We start from the raw sequence: 19,506 nt of genomic DNA, 5'->3' as shown, positions 1-19,506 counted from the left end.
TTGTAAAGAAGGCGTATTCATTACGATTTTTCTTTTACTAAAAAAATGTGGTATAATTGACAACACGCCGTTTTCGGAGTGTGCAGCATTCATTGATGATTCAAATATCATAAAATTTGCCTCTGGACAGATTTTGATCCTGGGCACAAATATAAGGAGGAGATTGCAAATGGCAATTGTTAATGTATCGGATCAAACTTTCAATAACGAAGTCGAAGGACAGGGCACTGTCCTGGTGGATTTCTGGGCCCCTTGGTGCGGTCCTTGCAAAATGATCGCCCCGATCCTCGAAGATTTGGCGAACGAAGTCGGAGACTCCGTTAAAATCGCGAAAGTGAACGTGGACGAAAATCCGGAGTCCGCTTCCCGTTTCGGCGTGATGAGCATTCCTACTTTGATCTTCTTCAAAGACGGTCAACCCGTAGACAAAGTTGTAGGACTGAACTCCAAAGAAAACCTGAAAAACCTGATCGCTAAACACCAATAAGATCAAGGTGTATTTCAGTTAGCTTGGTCTACGCCTCCGGCATGTCCGGGGGCGTTTTCTGCGTAAGAGCGGAAGCTATTCCATGTGGGGAGGAGGCATGTTGCATGGATTCAGTGTCTAGAAACGTAACGGAAACTCAGGAAGACAGGGAGAAGGCGATGGAAGCGATTCGCCACAAGCTGGCGCTGCTGCCGGATTTGCCCGGCTGTTACCTGATGAAGAATAAAGAAGGCACCATTATTTATGTGGGCAAGGCCAAAATATTAAAAAATCGGGTCCGGTCTTATTTCACGGGCAGCCACGACGGCAAGACGCAGCGGCTCGTTGCGGATATCCGGGATTTTGAATATATCGTGACCGGCAGCAATATGGAAGCGCTCATTCTGGAGTGCAATCTGATCAAAACCCATTATCCGCGTTATAACGTATTGCTCAAGGACGACAAAACGTTTCCTTATATTAAAATAACGAATGAGCCTCATCCCCGGCTGGAAGTAACCCGCCGGCTGCTGAAGGATAAGGCGAAATATTTCGGCCCCTATCCGAACGCTTATGCCGCGCAGCAGACCAAAAAGCTGCTCGACCGCATGTACCCGCTTCGGAAATGCAACGTCATGCCGAAGGAAGTATGTCTGTATTACCATATGGGCCAATGTCTGGCCCCGTGCGTGAAGGAAGTGCCGGAGTCGGCTTATGAGCAGATGACGCAGGAAATCACCTCCTTCCTCAGCGGCGGGCATGAGGAGATCAAGAAGGAATTACAGCGGAAAATGCAAGAAGCCGCGGAAGACTTGTATTTTGAGCGAGCGAAGGAACTGCGGGATCAGATTATTAATATCGATGCGCTTATGGAAAAGCAGAAGATCACGACGGCGGACGCCAAGGACCGCGATGTGTTCGGCTATGCCGTGGACAAGGGCTGGATGTGCGTCCAGATCCTCTATATGCGGCAGGGGAAAATGATCGAACGCCATGCGTCGGTATTTCCTTTTTACGGCGATGCCTATAGCGATTTTCTGTCCTATGTAACCCAGTATTACAGCGATAATCCGGCATTGCCGAAAGAAATCCTCCTTCCGGGCATGAGCGAAGGCGCAGCGGACGGAGCGGACTCCGCCGAGCCCGTTGCTAGACCGGAAGAGGCTGGCACCGCGGCTGCGGCATCAAGTGAGCAGGAATCCGGGTCTTCGCAGGATGAGGGCAGCAGCGAGACGCTGGACGCGGTAAGCGGCGCTTCGGCGCTGAACGAGTGGCTCGGCGTGAAGACGCTTGTGCCGCAGCGCGGACTCAAGAAGCAGTTGATCACGATGGCCGTGGACAACGCGCGCGTGGCGCTCGATGAAAAATTCCGCCTGATTGAGCGGGATGAGGAGCGGACGAAGGGTGCCGCGGACAATCTGGGCCGCTCCATCGGGCTGGAACGGGTATCGCGCATCGAAGCATTCGATAATTCCAACATCCAGGGGGCAAACCCCGTGTCTGCGATGGTCGTTTTCATTGACGGGAAACCGGCGAAGAAAGAATACCGGAAATACAAAGTCCGGACCGTTCAAGGTCCGGACGATTACGAAACGATGCGTGAAGTGATTCGCCGCAGATATGAACGGGTGCTGAAGGAAAACCTCCCGCAGCCCGATCTGATCATCGTCGACGGCGGCAAGGGGCAGATTTCCGCAGCCATCGACATCCTGGAAAATGAGTTGGGCCTGTTTATTCCTGTGGGCGGCTTGGTGAAAGACGCCAAACACCGCACGGCGCAGCTGATGGTGGGCGATCCGCCCGAACCGGTGCATTTGCCGAGGGACAGCCAGGAGTTCTATCTGCTTCAGCGCATTCAGGACGAGGTTCACCGTTTTGCGATTTCGTTTCACCGCGAGCAGCGGGCCAAATCGATGGTGGCTTCGCGCCTCGACTCGATCCCCGGGATCGGGGAAAAACGCCGTAAAGCGTTATTGAAGCATTTCGGTTCGCTTAAAAAAATGAAAGAGGCCTCCGTCGAAGACTTTCGGCCTCTTTCTATCGGCGATAAGCTTGCCAATGAGATTATAAATGCCCTTCGGGATGAGGAGTCGTGAACAACGGCTCCTCTTTCTTTTGCGATGGAACGGGCGGTCGTTCCTTACCCGGAGGATTGAACAGGTAGATCACATAGGCGACGATCGCCGGCAATGCGATGTAGAATATGCCTGCGGCGATATTTACCGTTCCGCCCGTAAACATGATGCTCAGCGACATCAGAATGCTGTCGAAGATGACATGCGAGAAGAGAACGGCGATAAATCCGTAACGCAGGAAAATGAAGCTGAACAGCAACCCGATGATCAATAGTTCGATCGGACGGGAGATGACCGGATAGATCGGATACAGCGTGTGGCCGAATGCCCAGATCAGCGTAGTAATGACGCTCGCGACGAGCGTGCTGCGGAACATTTTTTTCAACATCGGAATTCCGAACAGCCGGTATACGGCCTCTTCCCCGATGCCTGCCACCCAGGCGAGCAAAGGAAGCAGAACGGGATAAACCATATTATAAGGCGATTGGGATGCGTCCGTGGTGGACCACATATGGATCGTTTTTTCCAGAATAAAGAAGATTACCGACTGAACGCCCAATAAGATAAGCGCCCAGGCATAGCCATCGGCCATGGAAGTCAGGACGTGTCGTCCATAACCCTGCTCTTTGGCCCGGCCCCATAGGTTAATCCCTTGTTTACGCCAGAGCCCGTCGCCACCGACCAGCGAGAAATACACCGAACCGGCAAGCACCAAAGTAACGCCCCCCTGGAACAAAAGCCCAAAGATCAGCAGTGGGCCGCTTAATCCTTCTTTTTCGAAATAAGGAAGCATATTGATCGCCGAGCCCATGGAAATTACGAAATATATGGAAGAAAGTAATATTCCCCGCTTGAATGAAGTATGTACCTTGGTCAACGCGCTATAAACGATAGCCAATATTCCCAGTACAAAAGTCAATAAAGCGTAGCCGGCATAAGTCAGCCAATTGGCGATCGTCGTTTGGCCTTTAACGTAATCCGTATGGCTTTGCGGAACGGTAAAGTAACTCTCGATCCCCGAGACTTTGCCTTCGTAGAAAACGATATCGATTTGCGCATTGGATTGTCCGGCTTCATAGCCCGTGACCGTTAACGCCAAGCCCGCCGGGGTTTCATCGACAACCAGCTGGGTATCGTCGCCGTAACCGAGCGACTTCAAATAAGGATGGGCCAACGCCAGCTTTTCCTCCCAGGTAAGGCCCTCTACTCCCGAATTTGCGGAAACGGCGTCAGATGAATCGCTAATCCCCAAGCCCGGAAACCCGGTCTCGGGAATTTCCTTAAAGCCGACAACTTTGCCCGTCGTCATATGGACATCGACCGTTAAAGAGCTTAGAAGCCCGCCGGGCTTTTTAAACCGGACCTGGAAGATGTCATATGGAAATTGCTTCTCATATTTTTTCAGATAGTCAACCATCAGGTCTTCTCGGGTTAGATATCCGTATATATCGGCACGCGTTTCATAAGTAACCAGCGCGTCGTCGAAAGGACCGGACAAACCGAGCGTGGTTTCCGCGAACTTGGCCGCGGATTCCTCGGCCTGTGCTTTGGTGATCAACTCGGCTGACTGCTCCATTTGCAGGGTTTCAGAGTCGGTAGCGGGAACGATTTGAAGCAGAATAAAGACGATCAGCCCGATGGCGGCAAGTATCCATAACGTCCGGGTTTTCATCCTTCGCGTCTGCGGTTTTGAGTAGGAATCCATGCAAAAACTCCTTTTAACGATTTTTTGTGAAACTGTATGTTTTCGGCACATCTACATCAAAGTAAAGATAACACAGGGGAGTTCGCGGCGCCAGAGATGAGGATAATTTCATGAAAAGACGCAATAACCACGGCAAACTCAAGCATAGCTTAGAGAAGGCTTCAACCTGCGGCTTGTTTCCTTCCTTTTAGGTTATTATCGAGCTATTTCATCCAATTAAACCTTTGTGGTGGAAGGGAATAAGGCTTATAATCCAATTTGACGAAAATGAAATGAAAACAAATGAAATTTATATAGTGGCCGAATTTCTACCGAAAACGGGGGAACCGATATTTAGGGGTGAATTTCGTCTGTTTCACGGGTCCCGGACCTGGTGAAAGAGCGAATAGGGCAGACCGCGCAAGCCCGAATCCGTCAGCTAACCTCGTAGGCCTTTGCAGCAGGGACCAATCAAAAGGCATTGGATTTCCAGTGCTTTTTTCTTTTTTGCCCAAAATTGGTAATGAGGTGACCGCGTTGATATCCAAATGGATCAAGTTCTCTCCGCCCCAGGTTTTAGTACTGGGGTTCGCCATGATTATCCTGGTCGGTGCCCTGCTTCTGATGCTGCCGATTTCAAGTACGACCGGAGAATCGCTTCCTTTTATCGACGCTTTCTTCACCGCGACCTCGGCAACCTGCGTAACCGGGCTCGTCGTAGTGGATACAGGTACGTATTTTTCGACGTTCGGCCAGGTTGTCATCATGTTGCTCATCCAGGTTGGCGGGCTCGGCTTCATGACGATGGCCACCTTGTTCGCTCTCGTATTTAAACGGAAAATCTCGCTGAAAGACCGGCTTCTGCTTCAGGAGGCCATGAATCAGAATACGATGGAAGGCATCGTCCGTTTGATCCGGAAAGTGTTGATGTACTCGCTGATCATCGAAAGCGGCGCGGCACTGCTGTTCGCCATCCGTTGGTCTTTCGACATGCCGCTCGGCCGGGCGCTGTACTACGGCATTTTCCATGGAGTCTCCATGTTCAACAATGCTGGCTTTGATTTGTTCGGCGAATATCGCAGCTTGACCCAGTATGTCAATGACCCGATCGTTAACTTCGTAGCGATGTTCCTGATCGTTTCCGGGGGGATCGGCTTTATCGTCCTATCCGACTTGATCGAATTCCGGCGCCGCCGTAAGTTATCGCTGCATTCCAAAGTGGTTTTGTCCATGACTACCGCCTTGATTCTGGTCGGAGCGCTCGTTATTTTCGTATTCGAGTTCACGAACTCCAAAACCCTGGAGCCGCTGAACTGGAGCGGGAAAATCTGGGGCTCATTCTTCCAGTCGGTGACGCCCAGAACCGCGGGGGCCAATACGTTGGACATCGGCGGGCTTAGACAGGCCACTCAATTCTTTATGATCATCCTGATGTTTATCGGGGCTTCGCCGAGTTCGACCGGAGGCGGCATCAAGACGACGACCTTCACGATCCTTGTCGGAGCGGTGATCTCGATGATCCGCGGCCGTTCGGACCTGGTGCTGTTCCGTTACCGTTTGGCCCAGGAGCGGATATTCAAGGCCGTAACGATCACGATGTTGGCCTTATTTCTGGTCATTGCCGTAGCAATGGTCCTGTCGACGACGGAAGACGCCAGTTTCCTGAGCATTCTGTTCGAGACGACGTCCGCATTCGGGACTGTAGGGCTTACGATGGGACTCACGGGGAAACTGACGCTCATCGGAAAAATCATTATCAGCTTCACCATGTTTGCCGGACGGCTCGGGCCTTTGACATTGGCTTATGCGCTCGGACCGAAGAAGGGTAAAGAACTGTATAGACATCCCGAAGGCAAAATGATTATAGGATAAGGGGAAAAGCGACATGAAAACACAGCAGTTTGTAGTGATCGGACTGGGGCGTTTCGGTTCCAGTCTGGCGCTTGAGCTGATGAACCTCGGTTATGAGGTTCTGGGCGTGGACCGGAGCGAGGAAGTGGTCGAAGAGTGGAACGATCGTCTTACGCATGCCGTAGTTGCCGATGCGACGGATGAGGAAGTGCTGAAATCGTTAGGCGTACGGAATTTCGATTGCGGCATTGTGGCGATCGGAGATGATATTCAAATGAGCATTCTTTCCACCATCCTTCTCAAAGATCTTGGAATCAAGACGGTTGTGGCCAAGGCGATTTCCGTTCTCCATGGCCGGGCGCTGGAAAAATTGGGCGTTGACCGGGTCATTTTTCCCGAGAGGGATATGGGGGTACGCGTCGCCCATCAGCTTGTGACTCCGAACCTGCTGGATTACATTGAGCTTTCCAAAGAATATAGCATCGTAGAACTTAGAGTGCCTGAATGCCTGAATGGGAAAAACGTGGGTGATCTGAACCCGAGAGCCCGGTTCGGGTGCAGCATTGTGGCTATCCACCGGGAGAGTGGAGTCATTATCGCGCCGACGGCGATGGATCATCTGACGCAAGGCGACATTATGGTTCTTATCGGAGCAAAGAAAAACATTGAGGAATTTGAAGCAATCATCAACGAATGATCTTTATTATTGATCTTTGATTTTGATAAACGGTTGGAGTGTGACTGGGATGGAATCGGCCGCAACTGAAGCGATTCGGCACTTTCTTATTTTGATATTATTTGTTATCAGCGTCGGGATGGTTTCCGGAAAATTGGCTGCATTGCTGAAGTTGCCCGACGTTGCGGTGTTTATCGCCGTCGGCATGCTGCTGGGGCCCGGTTTGAATCTGATACATGAATCCAGCGGATCGCTGATCAATCAAACCATACTGACCGTAGGTTCGGCGCTGATTCTGTTTGACGGCGGCCGGAATTTGAAGCTCAGCGGCCTCCGGAAAGTCTGGATTACCCTAACGATGCTCAGTGTGCCCGGCGTCATCATTTCCGTGTTGGCCGTAGGCCTCGGCGTACATTTCCTGTTCGGCGTCGATTGGGTCTTTGCCTTCTTGGCGGCAGCGGTCATCGCTTCCACGGACCCGGCATCGATCATTCCGGTATTCAAGCAGGTGAAGATCAAGGAGCGGGTCCGGGAAACGGTGGAAAGCGAATCGGCGTTCAATGATGCGACGGGCTCGATTCTGACCTTCTCGTTGCTGGCCGCAGTGGCGGGTGGCGGAAAGCTGGACTTTGGCGGGATGACCCTGGATTTCGTGAAAACCGCACTGGGTGGAATTCTTATCGGGCTAGTTATCTCCGGGCTGTTGACCTATTTCACCGGGCATGCCCGGCATGGCGTTTTCCGGGAGTATACTACGATTGTCATGATCGTCTGCGCTCTGTCGAGTTACCTGATTGCCGATCTGCTTCATGTCAGCGGTTTTATGGCGACGTTTGTCGCCGGAGTGATCTGGGGCAATGCGGAGGTTTTCAATCTTTCGATGAAAGACAAGCATATCGAAACCAGTTCTTTCGCGGAAAATATTACGGTCATCATGCGGATGTTGATCTTTGTGCTGCTGGGCAGCCAAGTGGACTTCGGTACGCTCGGCCATTACTTCTGGCAAAGCCTGGCGGCGGTGCTGGTGCTGATGTTTGTGGCACGCCCGCTCACCGTATTTCTGTGCGCTATTCCGGACCGGAAAGTAAAATGGACTTGGCGGGAGCTGTTGTTCATGTGCTGGGTCCGCGAAACCGGCGTCATCCCGGCTGCGCTGTCGGGAATGATCGTCGGGATGGGTATCCCGCATGCCGAAATCATTTCGGCGATTACGTTTATGGCGATCGTGTTGACGATCGTCATTCAGGCGAGCACGACCGCCTGGGTGGCGCGAAAGCTTGGCTTGGAAATTAAAGAAGCTGGGGCAAAGTCTTAGGACTTGGCCGCAGCTTCTTTTTGGGTCACGGTTCATGAACCGCGGATTCGATTCCTTGGATTAATAAGTACGTACGGGGGCGCGGCGATAAAGCAACCAGCCGATCCCGATCAGAACGACGGTCATGCCGAGGAACAGATGGGATAGCGTCACGTTTGACAATCCTGATGCTGCCAATTCAAAGTTATCCGCAAAATCCAAATCGCCGGGGACGAGGTTTAAGACCAGAATATAAAAAGCGATCGTAATCAAGCCGGGAAGCGTGCCGAACCGGTAAAACACGGTGCCGAGCAAAATGAACAAAAACATGTCGAGCAGGTAGAAGGTCCATTGGCAATACCACAAGAGCAAGAAAGGCGTGATGCTTGCTTCTATGGTAATCCCCGACAGCTGCATCACCGAGTATCCTACGTACACAACCATGTTTTGCATCAAGGACATGGCGGCGCATAAAAGAACAGTCGTGCCGATCAAGTTGAGATAAAACTTTTGCCGGGGAATCCCGAAGCTCATTAACAGAGGAAAGCTGCTCGTTGCCATCAAAATACCGCAGACCAGAAGATAGATGGCAATGGCTCCGTAGTTGGCCGAAAATAAAAAGTTGTCGGAAGTGTTCAGAACTTCGGGAAAATAACGCTGTGCCACCACTAGCGCGATATCTACCAGCAGCAGGATAGACCAAAAAACCGTCAGCGGTTTGAAGTTGTCTAACCAATGGAAGCGCAGCATTTTACGAGAAGTTTCCATAGTATTTTTCCTCCGAATTCAAATTTCCTTTGCGTGTCAAATAGACGAACAGCTTTTGCAGCGGAACCGGACCGATTTTGATGCCTCGGCGTTCCAGATCGACTTTGTTTTCCAACTCCCCGTACCAGACAAGCACGGTCGTTCCGGCCAGTGATTCTTCATGAAGTACGCGAGGGTCGGAGGCTAAAGGCAGCAGCAGCGTCGAATCGCCTTGCAGGTAACGCCCCTGTTCCACGAAGGCATCCTTCTCCATATGGGAGGTGATAACCCCTTGTTCCATCAGCGTTATATATTGAAACAGATTGGCGGATTCATCGATCTGATGGGTCGACAGGATCATCGTGCGCTGGCGCTCGCCGCAATCGGAAATCATCAATTCGTAGAAGGTCTCCCGCATGTCGGCGTCCAGCCCCAGGGTAGGCTCGTCAAACAGAGTCAATGGAGCGCGGCTGGCCAGCCCTTTCACGACGCCGACCATCGATTGCATGCCTCTCGAAAGTTCTTTGTATTTCTTTTTGGCGGGTAAGCGGAATTTTCGCAGCAGTTCGACGGCGAATTTTTCGTCCCAGTACGGAAGCAGCAGTGAACAATATTTAATCAAATCTTTGACTTTATAATCGGCCCAGGAACGCTCATCCGATTTGACCAGGCAGATGTTCGGAATGGCGGCGGGATTGTCATGGACTTGTTGACCGTCGTACATCACCTGCCCCTGGCTGGGATAGATCAGGCCGGAAAGAATATGGAGCAGGGTTGTTTTGCCGGCACCGTTAGCTCCCAGAAGCCCGTGAACGGCTCCTTCTTCAAAAGTCGTGGTTGCGTTTCGGATCGCTTCGGTACTGCCGAATTTTTTAGCAATTTGGCGACATTCCAAAATAGAATTCACAACAATTTCTCCTCTCGTCATCCTTAATCGGCAGCTTCTGCCTTTTGAATCATTTCCGCGATCTGCCGCGGCGATATTCCCAATTTGGCGGCCTCGCGCAGCATCACTACGATATACTGGTCAAAAAATTGCTGCTTCCGTTTCTCTACCAATACCTCTTGCGCTCCCGATGCAACGAACATGCCAATCCCCCTTTTCTTGTACAAAATCTCCTGATCCACCAGCAAATTAACGCCTTTTGCCGCCGTCGCCGGATTGATCTGATAAAAGGTCGCAAATTGGTTGGTAGAAGGCACCTGGGTTTCTTCAGGCAATCTTCCTTCAATAATGTCATCTTCGATTTTTTCGGCAATTTGCTGGAAAATCGGACGTCCATCGTCGCTTAATACACCCATCTCTTCACCACCACATTGGTTAATTACTTATGTAACTAACCATACAACTAAAGGGATTAATTGTCAACAGGCGAGCGGTGTATGATAAAATAAAAGCAGCCGGATTATCCGGCTGCATTAGTCATCTTATGAATTATTTTATAGGGATAGCGCTTCGGCAAGACTCTCTTTAATGCCCGTAAACCACTCCTTCGTTTCATGGCTTAGCTCCGATTTATCACCATAGATCAGACAGGTTTCCCTCCGCGTCTGTTCGAGTTCCTGCATCGGCACGGAGACGAGATCATTATCTTTCAGCAATTGCTTGCGCAAGTAGGATTTTGGCAGCAGCGCCGCAGCTTTGCAAGTAGGCAACAGGCGCACGATCGCTTCAAAGGAATCGATTTCCATGCGGATGTCCGGGATGATCCCGTAACGACCGAAGAGGTCGTCAATCAGCTTGCGGTACCAGGTCCCCTTGGAGAAAACTATCATGGAACGACCGTTTAAATGCTCCATGCCTGCATGATGGTTTCCCGCCAGTTCGTGACCCCGGGGAACGACCAGTTCGAGGTGATCCTGAAACAGGGGAATGCATTTAAGCCCCGTTTCGCTGATCGAAGAGGCAATGACGCCGACATCGACTTTGCGGTCGCGGACGTAAGAAACGATTTCATGGGTTTTCCCCGTGACCAGCTTGACCTCGATGTCCGGAAATTTATTCATCAGCGCCGTAACGAGCGGCGGCAGCGTCGTCTGAATCGTCGTAAGGCTTGCCCCGAGCGTAACTACGCTGCGTTCGGAAGCTTTGAACCTGGAGACCGACTGCAGGAAGTTCTGATGGCGCTGCCGCTGTTCGAGCGCATAAATATAGGCTTCATGCCCGACGCGGGTCAGCTCCAAACGTTTCCCTTTCCGCGAAAATAGCGATACCCCCCACTCTTCCTCCAGCTTGGCGATTTTTCTCGACAGGGCCGGCTGAGACAAATTCAACAATTTCGATGCCTTATTTAAACTCGATTGCTCCACGACCGTCGTAAATACGAGCAGATCTTCCATCATAGCAGAGGACCAACTTTCCTTATGTTATTTTGTTATAAGTATTAATAATTATATTGCAATTCCATTATAAGATAAAAAGGAGTAACATGAAAAGTGACACAAGATGTTCACATGTTACTTTTGTAACAAGGGGAAAAGACCGGTTATTTGTGTAATTTATCATATACGTCTAGCGGTCTATCATTAGTGAATACTAAAAAAAGTATGAGGAAGTATGGAAACGGGAAAGGGGCATATGGGCTTATGAAAGGGTTTTATTCCAGAAAACTGCACTCGCTTCTGGGTGTCATTCCGCTCGGTTTTTTTATTCTGGAACACATGCTTACGAATTTTTCCGCAGTAGAAGGCGGAAGCCAAGGCTTTAAGGACAGCGTCGCCTTTCTTAACGGCTTGCCGTTGGTCATCGTGCTGGAGCTTGTCGGGATTTGGCTGCCGCTCCTGTATCATGGCGTGTACGGGATGTATATCGCATTTCAGGCAAAGCCCAACAATACCCGGTTCCGCAATGAGCGTAATCTGCGCTATCTGCTTCAGCGGATTTCGGGGGTCCTCGTCTTTGCGTTCGTGATCTGGCATCTTTACGAAACCCGGGTGCAGGTCGCTCTCGGCAATGTGACGCACGAAGAATTGGGTGGCGTGATGCATGAGATCGTGATGAATCCGTTCTTCTTTATCTTGTATCTGATCGGAGTCGTATCGGCTGCATTCCACTTTGCTAACGGACTTTGGTCGTTCATGGTAAGTTGGGGAATTACGGTCGGTCCAAGGGCGCAACGGGTTTCTTCCTATATCTGTATGACTCTGTTCGCGGTTACGGCCGTGATGTTCACCTGGTCCTTGTTCGCTTTCCGCGGCGTGGAATTTCAGGCGGACGGGACGGCATTGCTGGAGACGCTTCGGGTATTTATCGGATAATTAAAAGTAAAATATTTCGTGATGTTTCAAAACGATTGCATTTTCTTGTGCCGGAATCCTGCTTTTGAAGCCGCTTCGGTACCCAAAAGGCAACTTTTGAACATCCTCTTTTAGGAGTTGAAGATAGAGATGGCTAAACAAAGCGTAATTATTGTCGGCGGCGGTCTGGCTGGCCTGATGGCTACGATCAAATCGGCGGAAGCCGGGGTTCAAGTACATCTGTTCTCGCTCGTTCCGGTCAAGAGATCCCACTCCGTTTGCGCGCAGGGCGGCATTAACGGAGCGGTAAATACAAAAGGCGAAGGCGACTCCCCTTGGGAGCATTTCGACGATACCGTGTACGGTGGCGACTTCCTGGCGAACCAGCCTCCGGTTAAAGCGATGTGCGAGGCGGCGCCGGGCATCATCCATCTGATGGACCGGATGGGCGTCATGTTCAACCGGACGCCGGAAGGACTGCTCGATTTCCGCCGGTTCGGCGGAACGAAGCGCCACCGCACGGCATTTGCCGGTGCAACGACAGGCCAGCAGCTTCTTTACGCTCTTGATGAACAGGTACGGCGTTATGAAGCGGAAGGGCTGGTCACCAAATACGAGAACTGGGAGTTCCTTTCCGCCGTTCTTGATGATGAGGGCGTCTGCCGCGGTATCTGTGCGCAAAACCTGCGCTCCATGGAAATCGTTACTTTCGCATCGGATGCAGTCATTTTGGCTTCGGGAGGTCCTGGCATTATTTTTGGCAAAACGACGAACTCGGTTATTAATACAGGAACAGCGGCAAGCGCGGTATATCAGCAGGGCGTCAATTACGCGAACGGCGAATTTATCCAAATTCACCCGACGGCGATTCCCGGCGATGACAAGCTAAGACTAATGTCAGAGTCGGCGCGCGGGGAAGGCGGGCGGATCTGGACGTATAAGGATGGCAAGCCGTGGTACTTCCTTGAGGAGAAGTATCCGGCGTACGGCAACTTGGTTCCGCGGGATATTGCGACCCGGGAGATCTTCCATGTCTGCGTCGATATGAAGCTCGGGATCAACGGGGAGAACATGGTTTACCTCGATTTGTCCCACAAGGATCCGAAAGAACTGGATGTGAAGCTCGGCGGAATCATCGAAATCTATGAAAAGTTTATGGGCGACGACCCTCGCAAAATTCCGATGAAAATCTTCCCGGCGGTCCATTATTCCATGGGCGGCATGTGGGTCGATTACAATCAAATGACGAACATTCCCGGCCTGTTTGCGGCAGGGGAATGCGAATATCAGTATCACGGCGCGAACCGGCTTGGGGCCAACTCGTTGGTTTCCGCGATCTATGGCGGGATGGTGGCCGGGCCGAAAGCGGTGGAATACATCCGCGGCCTGAAAAAATCGGCGGAGGATCTTAATCCGCAGATCTATGAGAACTACCGTAAAGCACAGGAAGATAAGTACGAAGGATTACTTGCCATGAACGGGACCGAGAACCCGTATGTGCTGCATAAGGAGCTTGGCGAATGGATGACGGCAAACATGACCGTAGTTCGCCAAAACAGTAAGCTGGAAGCGACGATCGGCAAGATTAAGGAACTGAAGCAGCGCTACAAAAATATTAACATTAATGATACGTCCCGCTGGAACAACGCCGGGGCCGCTTTTACCCGCCAGCTGTGGAACATGCTGGAGTTGTCCGAAGCGATGACGCTGGGCGCGCTGCTTCGCAACGAGAGCCGGGGAGCCCACTATAAACCGGATTTCCCGACTCGTAATGACGAGGAGTTCCTGAAGACAACCAAGGCGACGTGGACGCCTGACGGTCCGCAGATTTCTTATGAAGATGTGGACGTCTCTTTGATCCCGCCGCGGGTTCGCGATTATTCGAAGGACAAATAGGGGGGAGAGACTATGGCAACAGCGGATACGAAACTAACGGCGAAAAAAGTGAAATTTGTTGTTACGCGCCAGGATGATCCCAAGTCGGCGTCTTATACGGAAGAATTTGAGCTGGATTACCGTCCGGGCATGAATGTCATCAGCGCCTTGATGGAATTTCAACGGAATCCGGTCAATTTGAAAGGGGAAAACACGACTCCGGTATGCTGGGAGTCTAACTGTCTGGAGGAAGTGTGCGGCGCGTGCTCGATGGTCATCAACGGCAAGCCGCGCCAGGCTTGTGCGGCGCTGATCGACAACCTGGAGCAACCGATTCGCGTTGAACCGATGCGAACATTCCCTGTCGTGCGCGATCTGGTCATCGACCGCAGCCGGATGTTCAGCGCCCTCAAACGCGTCAAAGCCTGGATTCCGATCGACGGTACGTACGATCTGGGTCCCGGGCCGCGGATGGCGGAAAAGAAGCGTCAATGGGCTTACGAGCTGTCCAAATGCATGACCTGCGGCGTCTGCCTGGAGGCTTGCCCGAACGTCAACGAGAAGACCGATTTCATCGGCCCGGCGGCGATCTCCCAGGTGCGCTTGTTTAACGCGCATCCCACGGGCGAGATGAACGCCGAGGAGCGTCTCGAGGCGCTGATGGAAGAGGGCGGGATCGAGGGCTGCGGCAACTCGCAAAACTGCGTCCGCGCCTGTCCGAAGGGCATCCCGCTGACCACTTCGATCGCCGAAATGAACAAGGCGACCAGCAAGCATATGTTCAAGCGCTGGCTGGGCGTGTAACTTGCAAGAATAGCGAAAACCGGGCCGGTGCGCCCGGTTTTTTTTTGCGGCATTCCAAGGGAGGGGGTGACTCCGGATTACTCTTCCCTTTGGCGAGGCAGAACCGGTAGTTATCCCACTCTATTGGAAATTTCCACTGGAAAATTATCGCCGAAAAACTGACATAAAAAGGAAGATAATGAATCCATCGAAGAAAAATTTAAATTTTATATTGCCGAAGACAAAACCTCTATGCTAATATGACGTTGAGATTGAAAACGTTACCGAAAAGGATGCCGATATGGTTTTCGGAATCGTTACCGAAAACGAAACCGGAAAAACGGAAGCGTATTCATTTCGCGATATTATTTCGAATTCATTCGAGGGGGAAAGTACAAATGAAGGTTAGAAAGCTATGGAGTTTGATGCTGGCTTTAACTTTGGTCGCCGGGCTTGCAGTAGGGTGCGGCAACAAAAACGATGAAGCGAATGTGAACAATTCGGGAGCTAATGGAGGCTCCGCCCCGGCTAAAAAAGCGGGCGAAATTTACTTCTTGAACTTTAAACCGGAAATTGCGGAAATTTACGAGAAAATCGCGAAGGACTATGAAGCTGAAACCGGGGTCAAGGTTAAGGTCGTTACTGCGGCAGCGGGAACTTATGAGACGACGCTGAAATCCGAAATCGCCAAATCCGATGCGCCGACGATTTTCCAAATTAATGGTCCCGTAGGCTATCAAAACTGGAAAGATTATTCGCTCGATTTGAAAGATACGAAGCTTTACAGCTACTTGTCCGACCAAAGCCTGGCCGTTACCAACGAAGGCGGCGTTTACGGAATCCCGTACGTTGTAGAAGGCTACGGCATTATTTACAATGATGCGATTATGAAGAAGTATTTCGAATTGTCGGATAAAGCCGTTTCGGCGTCATCGATGGCCGACGTCAAAAACTTCGACACTTTGAAAGCCGTCGTTGAAGACATGACTGCCAAGAAAGACCAATTGGGAATCAAAGGCGTATTCTCCTCCACTTCGCTGGCTGCAGGCGAGCAATGGAGATGGCAAACTCACTTGGCCAACCTGCCTTTGTACTATGAGTTCAAAGACAACACGGCTTATGATAACACCGTTTTGGCCGGTCTTGCCTCGAACGAAGTCGAATTTAAATACAATCCGAATTTCAAAAACATTTTTGACCTTTACATCAACAACTCGGTTACAAAAGGCGGTCTGTTAGGAAGCAAATCCGTAACCGATTCCATGGCCGAGTTCGCGCTGGGTCAATCCGCGATGGTCCAAAACGGAAACTGGGGCTGGTCCCAAATCAACGAAGTTGAAGGTAACGTCGTAAAAGCGGAAGATATCAAATTCCTGCCGATTTACACCGGTGTAGCCGGCGAAGAAAGCCAAGGTTTGGCCATCGGTACGGAAAACTATCTCTCGATCAACAGCAAGGTATCGCCTGAGAAACAACAAGCTTCGATCGCTTTCCTGGAATGGCTGTTCTCCAGTGACAAAGGTAAAGCTTATGTAACGAACGAGCTGGGATTCATCGCACCATTCAATACCTTCAATGAAAACGAAAAACCTGCCGATCCACTGGCTAAAGAAGTGACCAACTGGATGGCTAAAGACGGTATCGTATCCGTACCTTGGACGTTCGCCGCATTCCCTAGCGAAGAGTTCAAGAACGTATTTGGCGACGCTTTGCTGCAATATGCTCAAGGCAACAAAACTTGGGATGAAGTTGTGACGATCTTCAAGGATAGCTGGAAAACCGAAAAAGCCAAGTAATTAGCATAAACACTTATGCCACGGTGGGCCAAACCGGTGTGCCGTGGCGTATTTCATGACCGGCGAGTATAGAAAGCCATTTTCTGACTCGCCATTTTTTTAATCTCAGGTAAGGAGCAGAACACCATGCAAAAATCGATAAAAAGATACTTCGCCCTTTTTGCATTGCCTACATTACTGGCCTTTACTGTCATGTTCATTATTCCGTTTGTTCTGGGCGTGTACTTGTCCTTTACGGAATTTACAACAGTCACTGATGCAAAATGGGTTGGCTTCGGCAATTATATTAATGCTTTTTCTAATCAAGAATTTTTGAACGCCTTATGGTTCACGGTTAAATTTACAATCGTGTCGGTAATTACGATCAATGTATTTGCCTTTCTTCTGGCCTTGCTCTTAACGCGGGGGAAGAAAGGAACCAATCTGTTCAGAACGATTTTTTTCATGCCGAACCTGATCGGCGGGATCGTGCTGGGCTACATTTGGCAGCTCATTATTAACGGGGTGCTGATTAAATTTGACGTAACCTTAACCTCCAGCGCCAATTACGGCTTTTGGGGGCTCATCGTTCTCATGAATTGGCAATTAATCGGGTACATGATGATTATTTATATCGCCGGCATTCAAAATGTTTCGAAAGACGTTATTGAAGCAGCCAAAATTGACGGAAGTACCCGTTTCGGTATATTGCGTAATGTGACTATCCCTCTCGTTATGCCTTCTATCACTATCTGCTTGTTCCTGACATTGTCGAATTCGTTCAAACTGTTCGACCAGAACCTGGCGCTTACGGCCGGGGCACCATCGAAGCAAACCTCCATGCTGGCGCTGGATATCTATAACACCTTTTATGGCAGCGTAGGATGGGAAGGCGTCGGTCAGGCCAAAGCGGTTGTATTCTTTTTGCTGGTTGCCTTGATCGCATTGATCCAGCTTGTCGCCACAAGAAGCAAGGAGGTTGAGAACTGATGCAAAAGACGAGAGGCAGAGATGTCGCACTGAATACGGTGTTATTGGTTCTCGCCGTGCTGTTCTTGGCACCTATCCTGATCGTGCTGATGAATTCTTTTAAAGGAAAGTTCTTTATTAGCGATACCCCATTCAAACTTCCGGATGTCCAGACGTTTACCGGGTTGAAGAACTATACGGGCGGTATCTCCAAAATCGGATTTTTTAACGCCTTCGGAAACTCCCTGTTCATCACGGTGTGCTCCGTTGCCGTTATCGTACTGCTTACGGCCATGACGGCCTGGTACATTACGCGAGTCAAAACGAAATTCACGAAATATGTATACTACATTTTCGTATTTTCGATGATCGTCCCGTTTCAAATGGTCATGTTTACGATGACAAAGGTGGCCAATGTGCTGCATGTGGATAATCTGGTCGGCATTATTTTCATTTATCTGGGCTTTGGAGCCGGGTTATCGGTGTTCCTCTTCAGCGGATTCGTGAAGTCGATTCCAATCGAAATCGAAGAAGCCGACCTGATTGACGGCTGTAACCCCGTGCAATCCTTTTTCAGAGTGGTGTTGCCGATTTTGAAGCCGATTGCGATTACCGTGGCGATCCTCAACGTCATGTGGATCTGGAACGACTATTTGCTGCCTATGCTGGTCATCGGGAGTGACCACCGGACGATTCCGATCGCCATTCATTATCTTAAGGGCGGTTACGGCTCGATCGACATGGGGGCCATGATGGCCATGCTGGTGTTGGCTATTTTGCCTATCGTTATCTTCTATCTGTTTTGTCAGAAATATATTATTGAAGGTGTCGTTGCCGGCGCCGTCAAAGGTTAGCTCACAAATAAATGCCCATAAGCGTTGGCTACAAAGAGGGCGGAGCAGGGTTTTTACCGGATGGACAGATCTCGCCCGGAAACCCTGCTTTTTTATACCCGCGCTTGTCTTCCAAGGGTTTAATTGCTATATTTTCTATGAGTGTGTAGAGATTACGATGTAAGGGAAGATCGGACATGGCTTCAATTACAATTATCGATATTGCAAAAATGTGCGGGGTTGGCGTGACCACGGTTTCCCGGGCGATCAATAATCATCCCGATATCAGCGAAGAGACCAAAGCAATGATTATGCAGGTCATCAAGGACAACCATTATGTTCCGAACAACAGCGCCCGGAACCTGAAGCGTTCCGCTTCGAAAACGATCGCTGTCCTGATCAAGGGGATCACGAATCCCTTCTTCAACCGGATGATTCAAGTGTTCGAGAAAGAGATTCAAAGAAAGAAATACTCTTTCATTCTGCAACGGGTGGATGAGAATCAGGATGAAATCGAAGTCGCCATCGAGTTGGAGAAAGAGAAACGGTTAAAGGGAATCGTTTTTCTCGGCGGGTATTTTTCGCATTCCAAGGAAAAGCTTGATCAACTGACAGTACCGTTTGTTCTTAGTACGATCGGTATGACTCCGGAGTATGACCCTCATGAGTATTCCTCGGTCTCCGTCGATGATTACAAAGAAAGCTATAAAATGGTAGACTATTTATGCAATCAGGGCCATCGTAAAATTGCCATCATTACCGCATCCATGGACGATGTCAGTATCGGTAAGCTTAGATACGAAGGTTATAAACAGGCTTTGGAAGATCACGGGCTGCCATTAAGTGAGAAGCTCGTTTACAGCATGAAAGAACATATAGAGAGTTACTCGATGGAAAACGGCTATGAGGTGACCAAAGAGCTGCTGGAATCGGGAGAGGAGTTTACGGCGCTGTTTGCCGTTTCCGACAGTCTGGCCGTAGGAGCTTGCAAGGCGATCTTTGAGAGCGGAAAATCCGTTCCCGAAGATTATTCCGTCGCCGGCTTTGACGGGCTGGATATCACTTACTACTACAATCCTTCCATTACAACCATCCGCCAACCGGTGGAGGAAATTGCGGAAGAGACGATCAAAATCCTGTTCGATCTGATCAACAAAAAGATAACCCATGCGCACAGAACATTCCCGGCGGAACTGATGATTCGCGAATCGACCACCGCCCGGAAATAGTAATAAACCCGG

The 19,506-nt window shown here is 50.3% G+C and carries 17 protein-coding genes and 1 riboswitch; of the genes, 12 read left to right on the top strand and 5 right to left on the bottom strand.

From position 1 onward, the window contains the following. The first annotated feature begins 169 nt into the window (after nt 1-169). Together trxA and uvrC are read left to right on the top strand one after the other, a co-directional pair. Nucleotides 170-487: a thioredoxin gene (gene trxA, locus ACLB09_RS22040; RefSeq protein WP_114496946.1), complete on the top strand. Its 318-nt coding sequence runs from the start codon at nt 170-172 to the stop codon at nt 485-487. A 104-nt stretch (nt 488-591) separates the two neighbouring features. Beyond that, a complete protein-coding gene (gene uvrC, locus ACLB09_RS22035; protein ID WP_410772001.1) occupies nt 592-2,562 on the top strand; it encodes an excinuclease ABC subunit UvrC in 1,971 nt (656 codons plus the stop codon). Here the strand turns inward: uvrC and ACLB09_RS22030 are convergent. Continuing rightward, entirely contained in the window at nt 2,531-4,246 is a 1,716-nt protein-coding gene (locus tag ACLB09_RS22030) for a CPBP family intramembrane glutamic endopeptidase (RefSeq protein WP_410772000.1), read from the bottom strand. The genes uvrC and ACLB09_RS22030 overlap by 32 nt on opposite strands. A gap of 288 nt (nt 4,247-4,534) precedes the next feature. Next, nucleotides 4,535-4,695, top strand: a riboswitch (cyclic di-AMP (ydaO/yuaA leader). A 124-nt stretch (nt 4,696-4,819) separates the two neighbouring features. Between ACLB09_RS22030 and ACLB09_RS22025 the strand changes: the two genes are divergently transcribed. Genes ACLB09_RS22025 through ACLB09_RS22015 form a run of 3 tightly spaced genes read left to right on the top strand, consistent with a single transcriptional unit; the run spans nt 4,820 to nt 8,067 of the window. Continuing rightward, on the top strand, nt 4,820-6,097 hold the full coding sequence (locus ACLB09_RS22025) for a TrkH family potassium uptake protein (protein WP_410772117.1): 1,278 nt from the start codon (nt 4,820-4,822) through the stop codon (nt 6,095-6,097). 13 nt (nt 6,098-6,110) lie between these two features. Beyond that, nucleotides 6,111-6,773 carry a potassium channel family protein gene (locus tag ACLB09_RS22020; protein WP_410771999.1) on the top strand — a complete coding sequence of 221 codons (663 nt, stop codon included), beginning with the start codon at nt 6,111-6,113 and terminating at the stop codon, nt 6,771-6,773. 49 nt (nt 6,774-6,822) lie between these two features. Continuing rightward, the gene (locus ACLB09_RS22015) at nt 6,823-8,067 is read left to right on the top strand and encodes a cation:proton antiporter (protein ID WP_410771998.1); all 1,245 of its coding nucleotides are present in this window, start codon (nt 6,823-6,825) and stop codon (nt 8,065-8,067) included. A gap of 60 nt (nt 8,068-8,127) precedes the next feature. Here the strand turns inward: ACLB09_RS22015 and ACLB09_RS22010 are convergent, their stop codons facing one another. The 4 genes from ACLB09_RS22010 to ACLB09_RS21995 form a co-directional block, all read right to left on the bottom strand. Next, nucleotides 8,128-8,814 carry a hypothetical protein gene (locus tag ACLB09_RS22010; RefSeq protein ID WP_410771997.1) on the bottom strand — a complete coding sequence of 229 codons (687 nt, stop codon included), beginning with the start codon at nt 8,812-8,814 and terminating at the stop codon, nt 8,128-8,130. Then, a complete protein-coding gene (locus ACLB09_RS22005; RefSeq protein WP_410771996.1) occupies nt 8,798-9,700 on the bottom strand; it encodes an ATP-binding cassette domain-containing protein in 903 nt (300 codons plus the stop codon). The genes ACLB09_RS22010 and ACLB09_RS22005 overlap by 17 nt, the downstream gene beginning before the upstream one ends. A 23-nt stretch (nt 9,701-9,723) precedes the next feature. Continuing rightward, nucleotides 9,724-10,095, bottom strand: a complete 372-nt coding sequence (locus tag ACLB09_RS22000; protein ID WP_410771995.1) for a GntR family transcriptional regulator — start codon at nt 10,093-10,095, stop codon at nt 9,724-9,726. Nucleotides 10,096-10,233: 138 nt separating this feature from the next. Next, nucleotides 10,234-11,136 (bottom strand): LysR family transcriptional regulator, encoded by a 903-nt coding sequence (locus tag ACLB09_RS21995; protein ID WP_410771994.1) that lies wholly within the window; start codon nt 11,134-11,136, stop codon nt 10,234-10,236. A gap of 243 nt (nt 11,137-11,379) precedes the next feature. Between ACLB09_RS21995 and ACLB09_RS21990 the strand changes: the two genes are divergently transcribed. The 7 genes from ACLB09_RS21990 (at nt 11,380) to ACLB09_RS21960 (ending at nt 19,494) form a co-directional block, all read left to right on the top strand. Then, nucleotides 11,380-12,051: a succinate dehydrogenase cytochrome b558 subunit gene (locus ACLB09_RS21990; protein ID WP_410771993.1), complete on the top strand. Its 672-nt coding sequence runs from the start codon at nt 11,380-11,382 to the stop codon at nt 12,049-12,051. 129 nt (nt 12,052-12,180) lie between these two features. After that, a complete protein-coding gene (gene sdhA / locus ACLB09_RS21985; protein ID WP_410771992.1) occupies nt 12,181-13,926 on the top strand; it encodes a succinate dehydrogenase flavoprotein subunit in 1,746 nt (581 codons plus the stop codon). Nucleotides 13,927-13,938: 12 nt separating this feature from the next. Then, a complete protein-coding gene (gene sdhB, locus ACLB09_RS21980) occupies nt 13,939-14,709 on the top strand; it encodes a succinate dehydrogenase iron-sulfur subunit (protein ID WP_410771991.1) in 771 nt (256 codons plus the stop codon). 377 nt (nt 14,710-15,086) lie between these two features. Beyond that, the gene (locus ACLB09_RS21975) at nt 15,087-16,484 is read left to right on the top strand and encodes an ABC transporter substrate-binding protein (protein ID WP_410771990.1); all 1,398 of its coding nucleotides are present in this window, start codon (nt 15,087-15,089) and stop codon (nt 16,482-16,484) included. Between the two features lie 126 nt (nt 16,485-16,610). Next, entirely contained in the window at nt 16,611-17,453 is an 843-nt protein-coding gene (locus ACLB09_RS21970) for a carbohydrate ABC transporter permease (protein ID WP_410771989.1), read from the top strand. Next, nucleotides 17,453-18,286, top strand: a complete 834-nt coding sequence (locus ACLB09_RS21965) for a carbohydrate ABC transporter permease (RefSeq protein WP_410771988.1) — start codon at nt 17,453-17,455, stop codon at nt 18,284-18,286. The genes ACLB09_RS21970 and ACLB09_RS21965 overlap by 1 nt, the downstream gene beginning before the upstream one ends. Nucleotides 18,287-18,462: 176 nt before the next feature. Beyond that, on the top strand, nt 18,463-19,494 hold the full coding sequence (locus tag ACLB09_RS21960; RefSeq protein ID WP_410771987.1) for a LacI family DNA-binding transcriptional regulator: 1,032 nt from the start codon (nt 18,463-18,465) through the stop codon (nt 19,492-19,494). Nucleotides 19,495-19,506 lie beyond the last annotated feature (12 nt).

Source organism: Fontibacillus forbon (assembly GCF_046559655.1).
Taxonomy (GTDB): domain Bacteria; phylum Bacillota; class Bacilli; order Paenibacillales; family Paenibacillaceae; genus Fontibacillus.
This window is presented reverse-complemented; position numbering and strand designations above follow the sequence as displayed.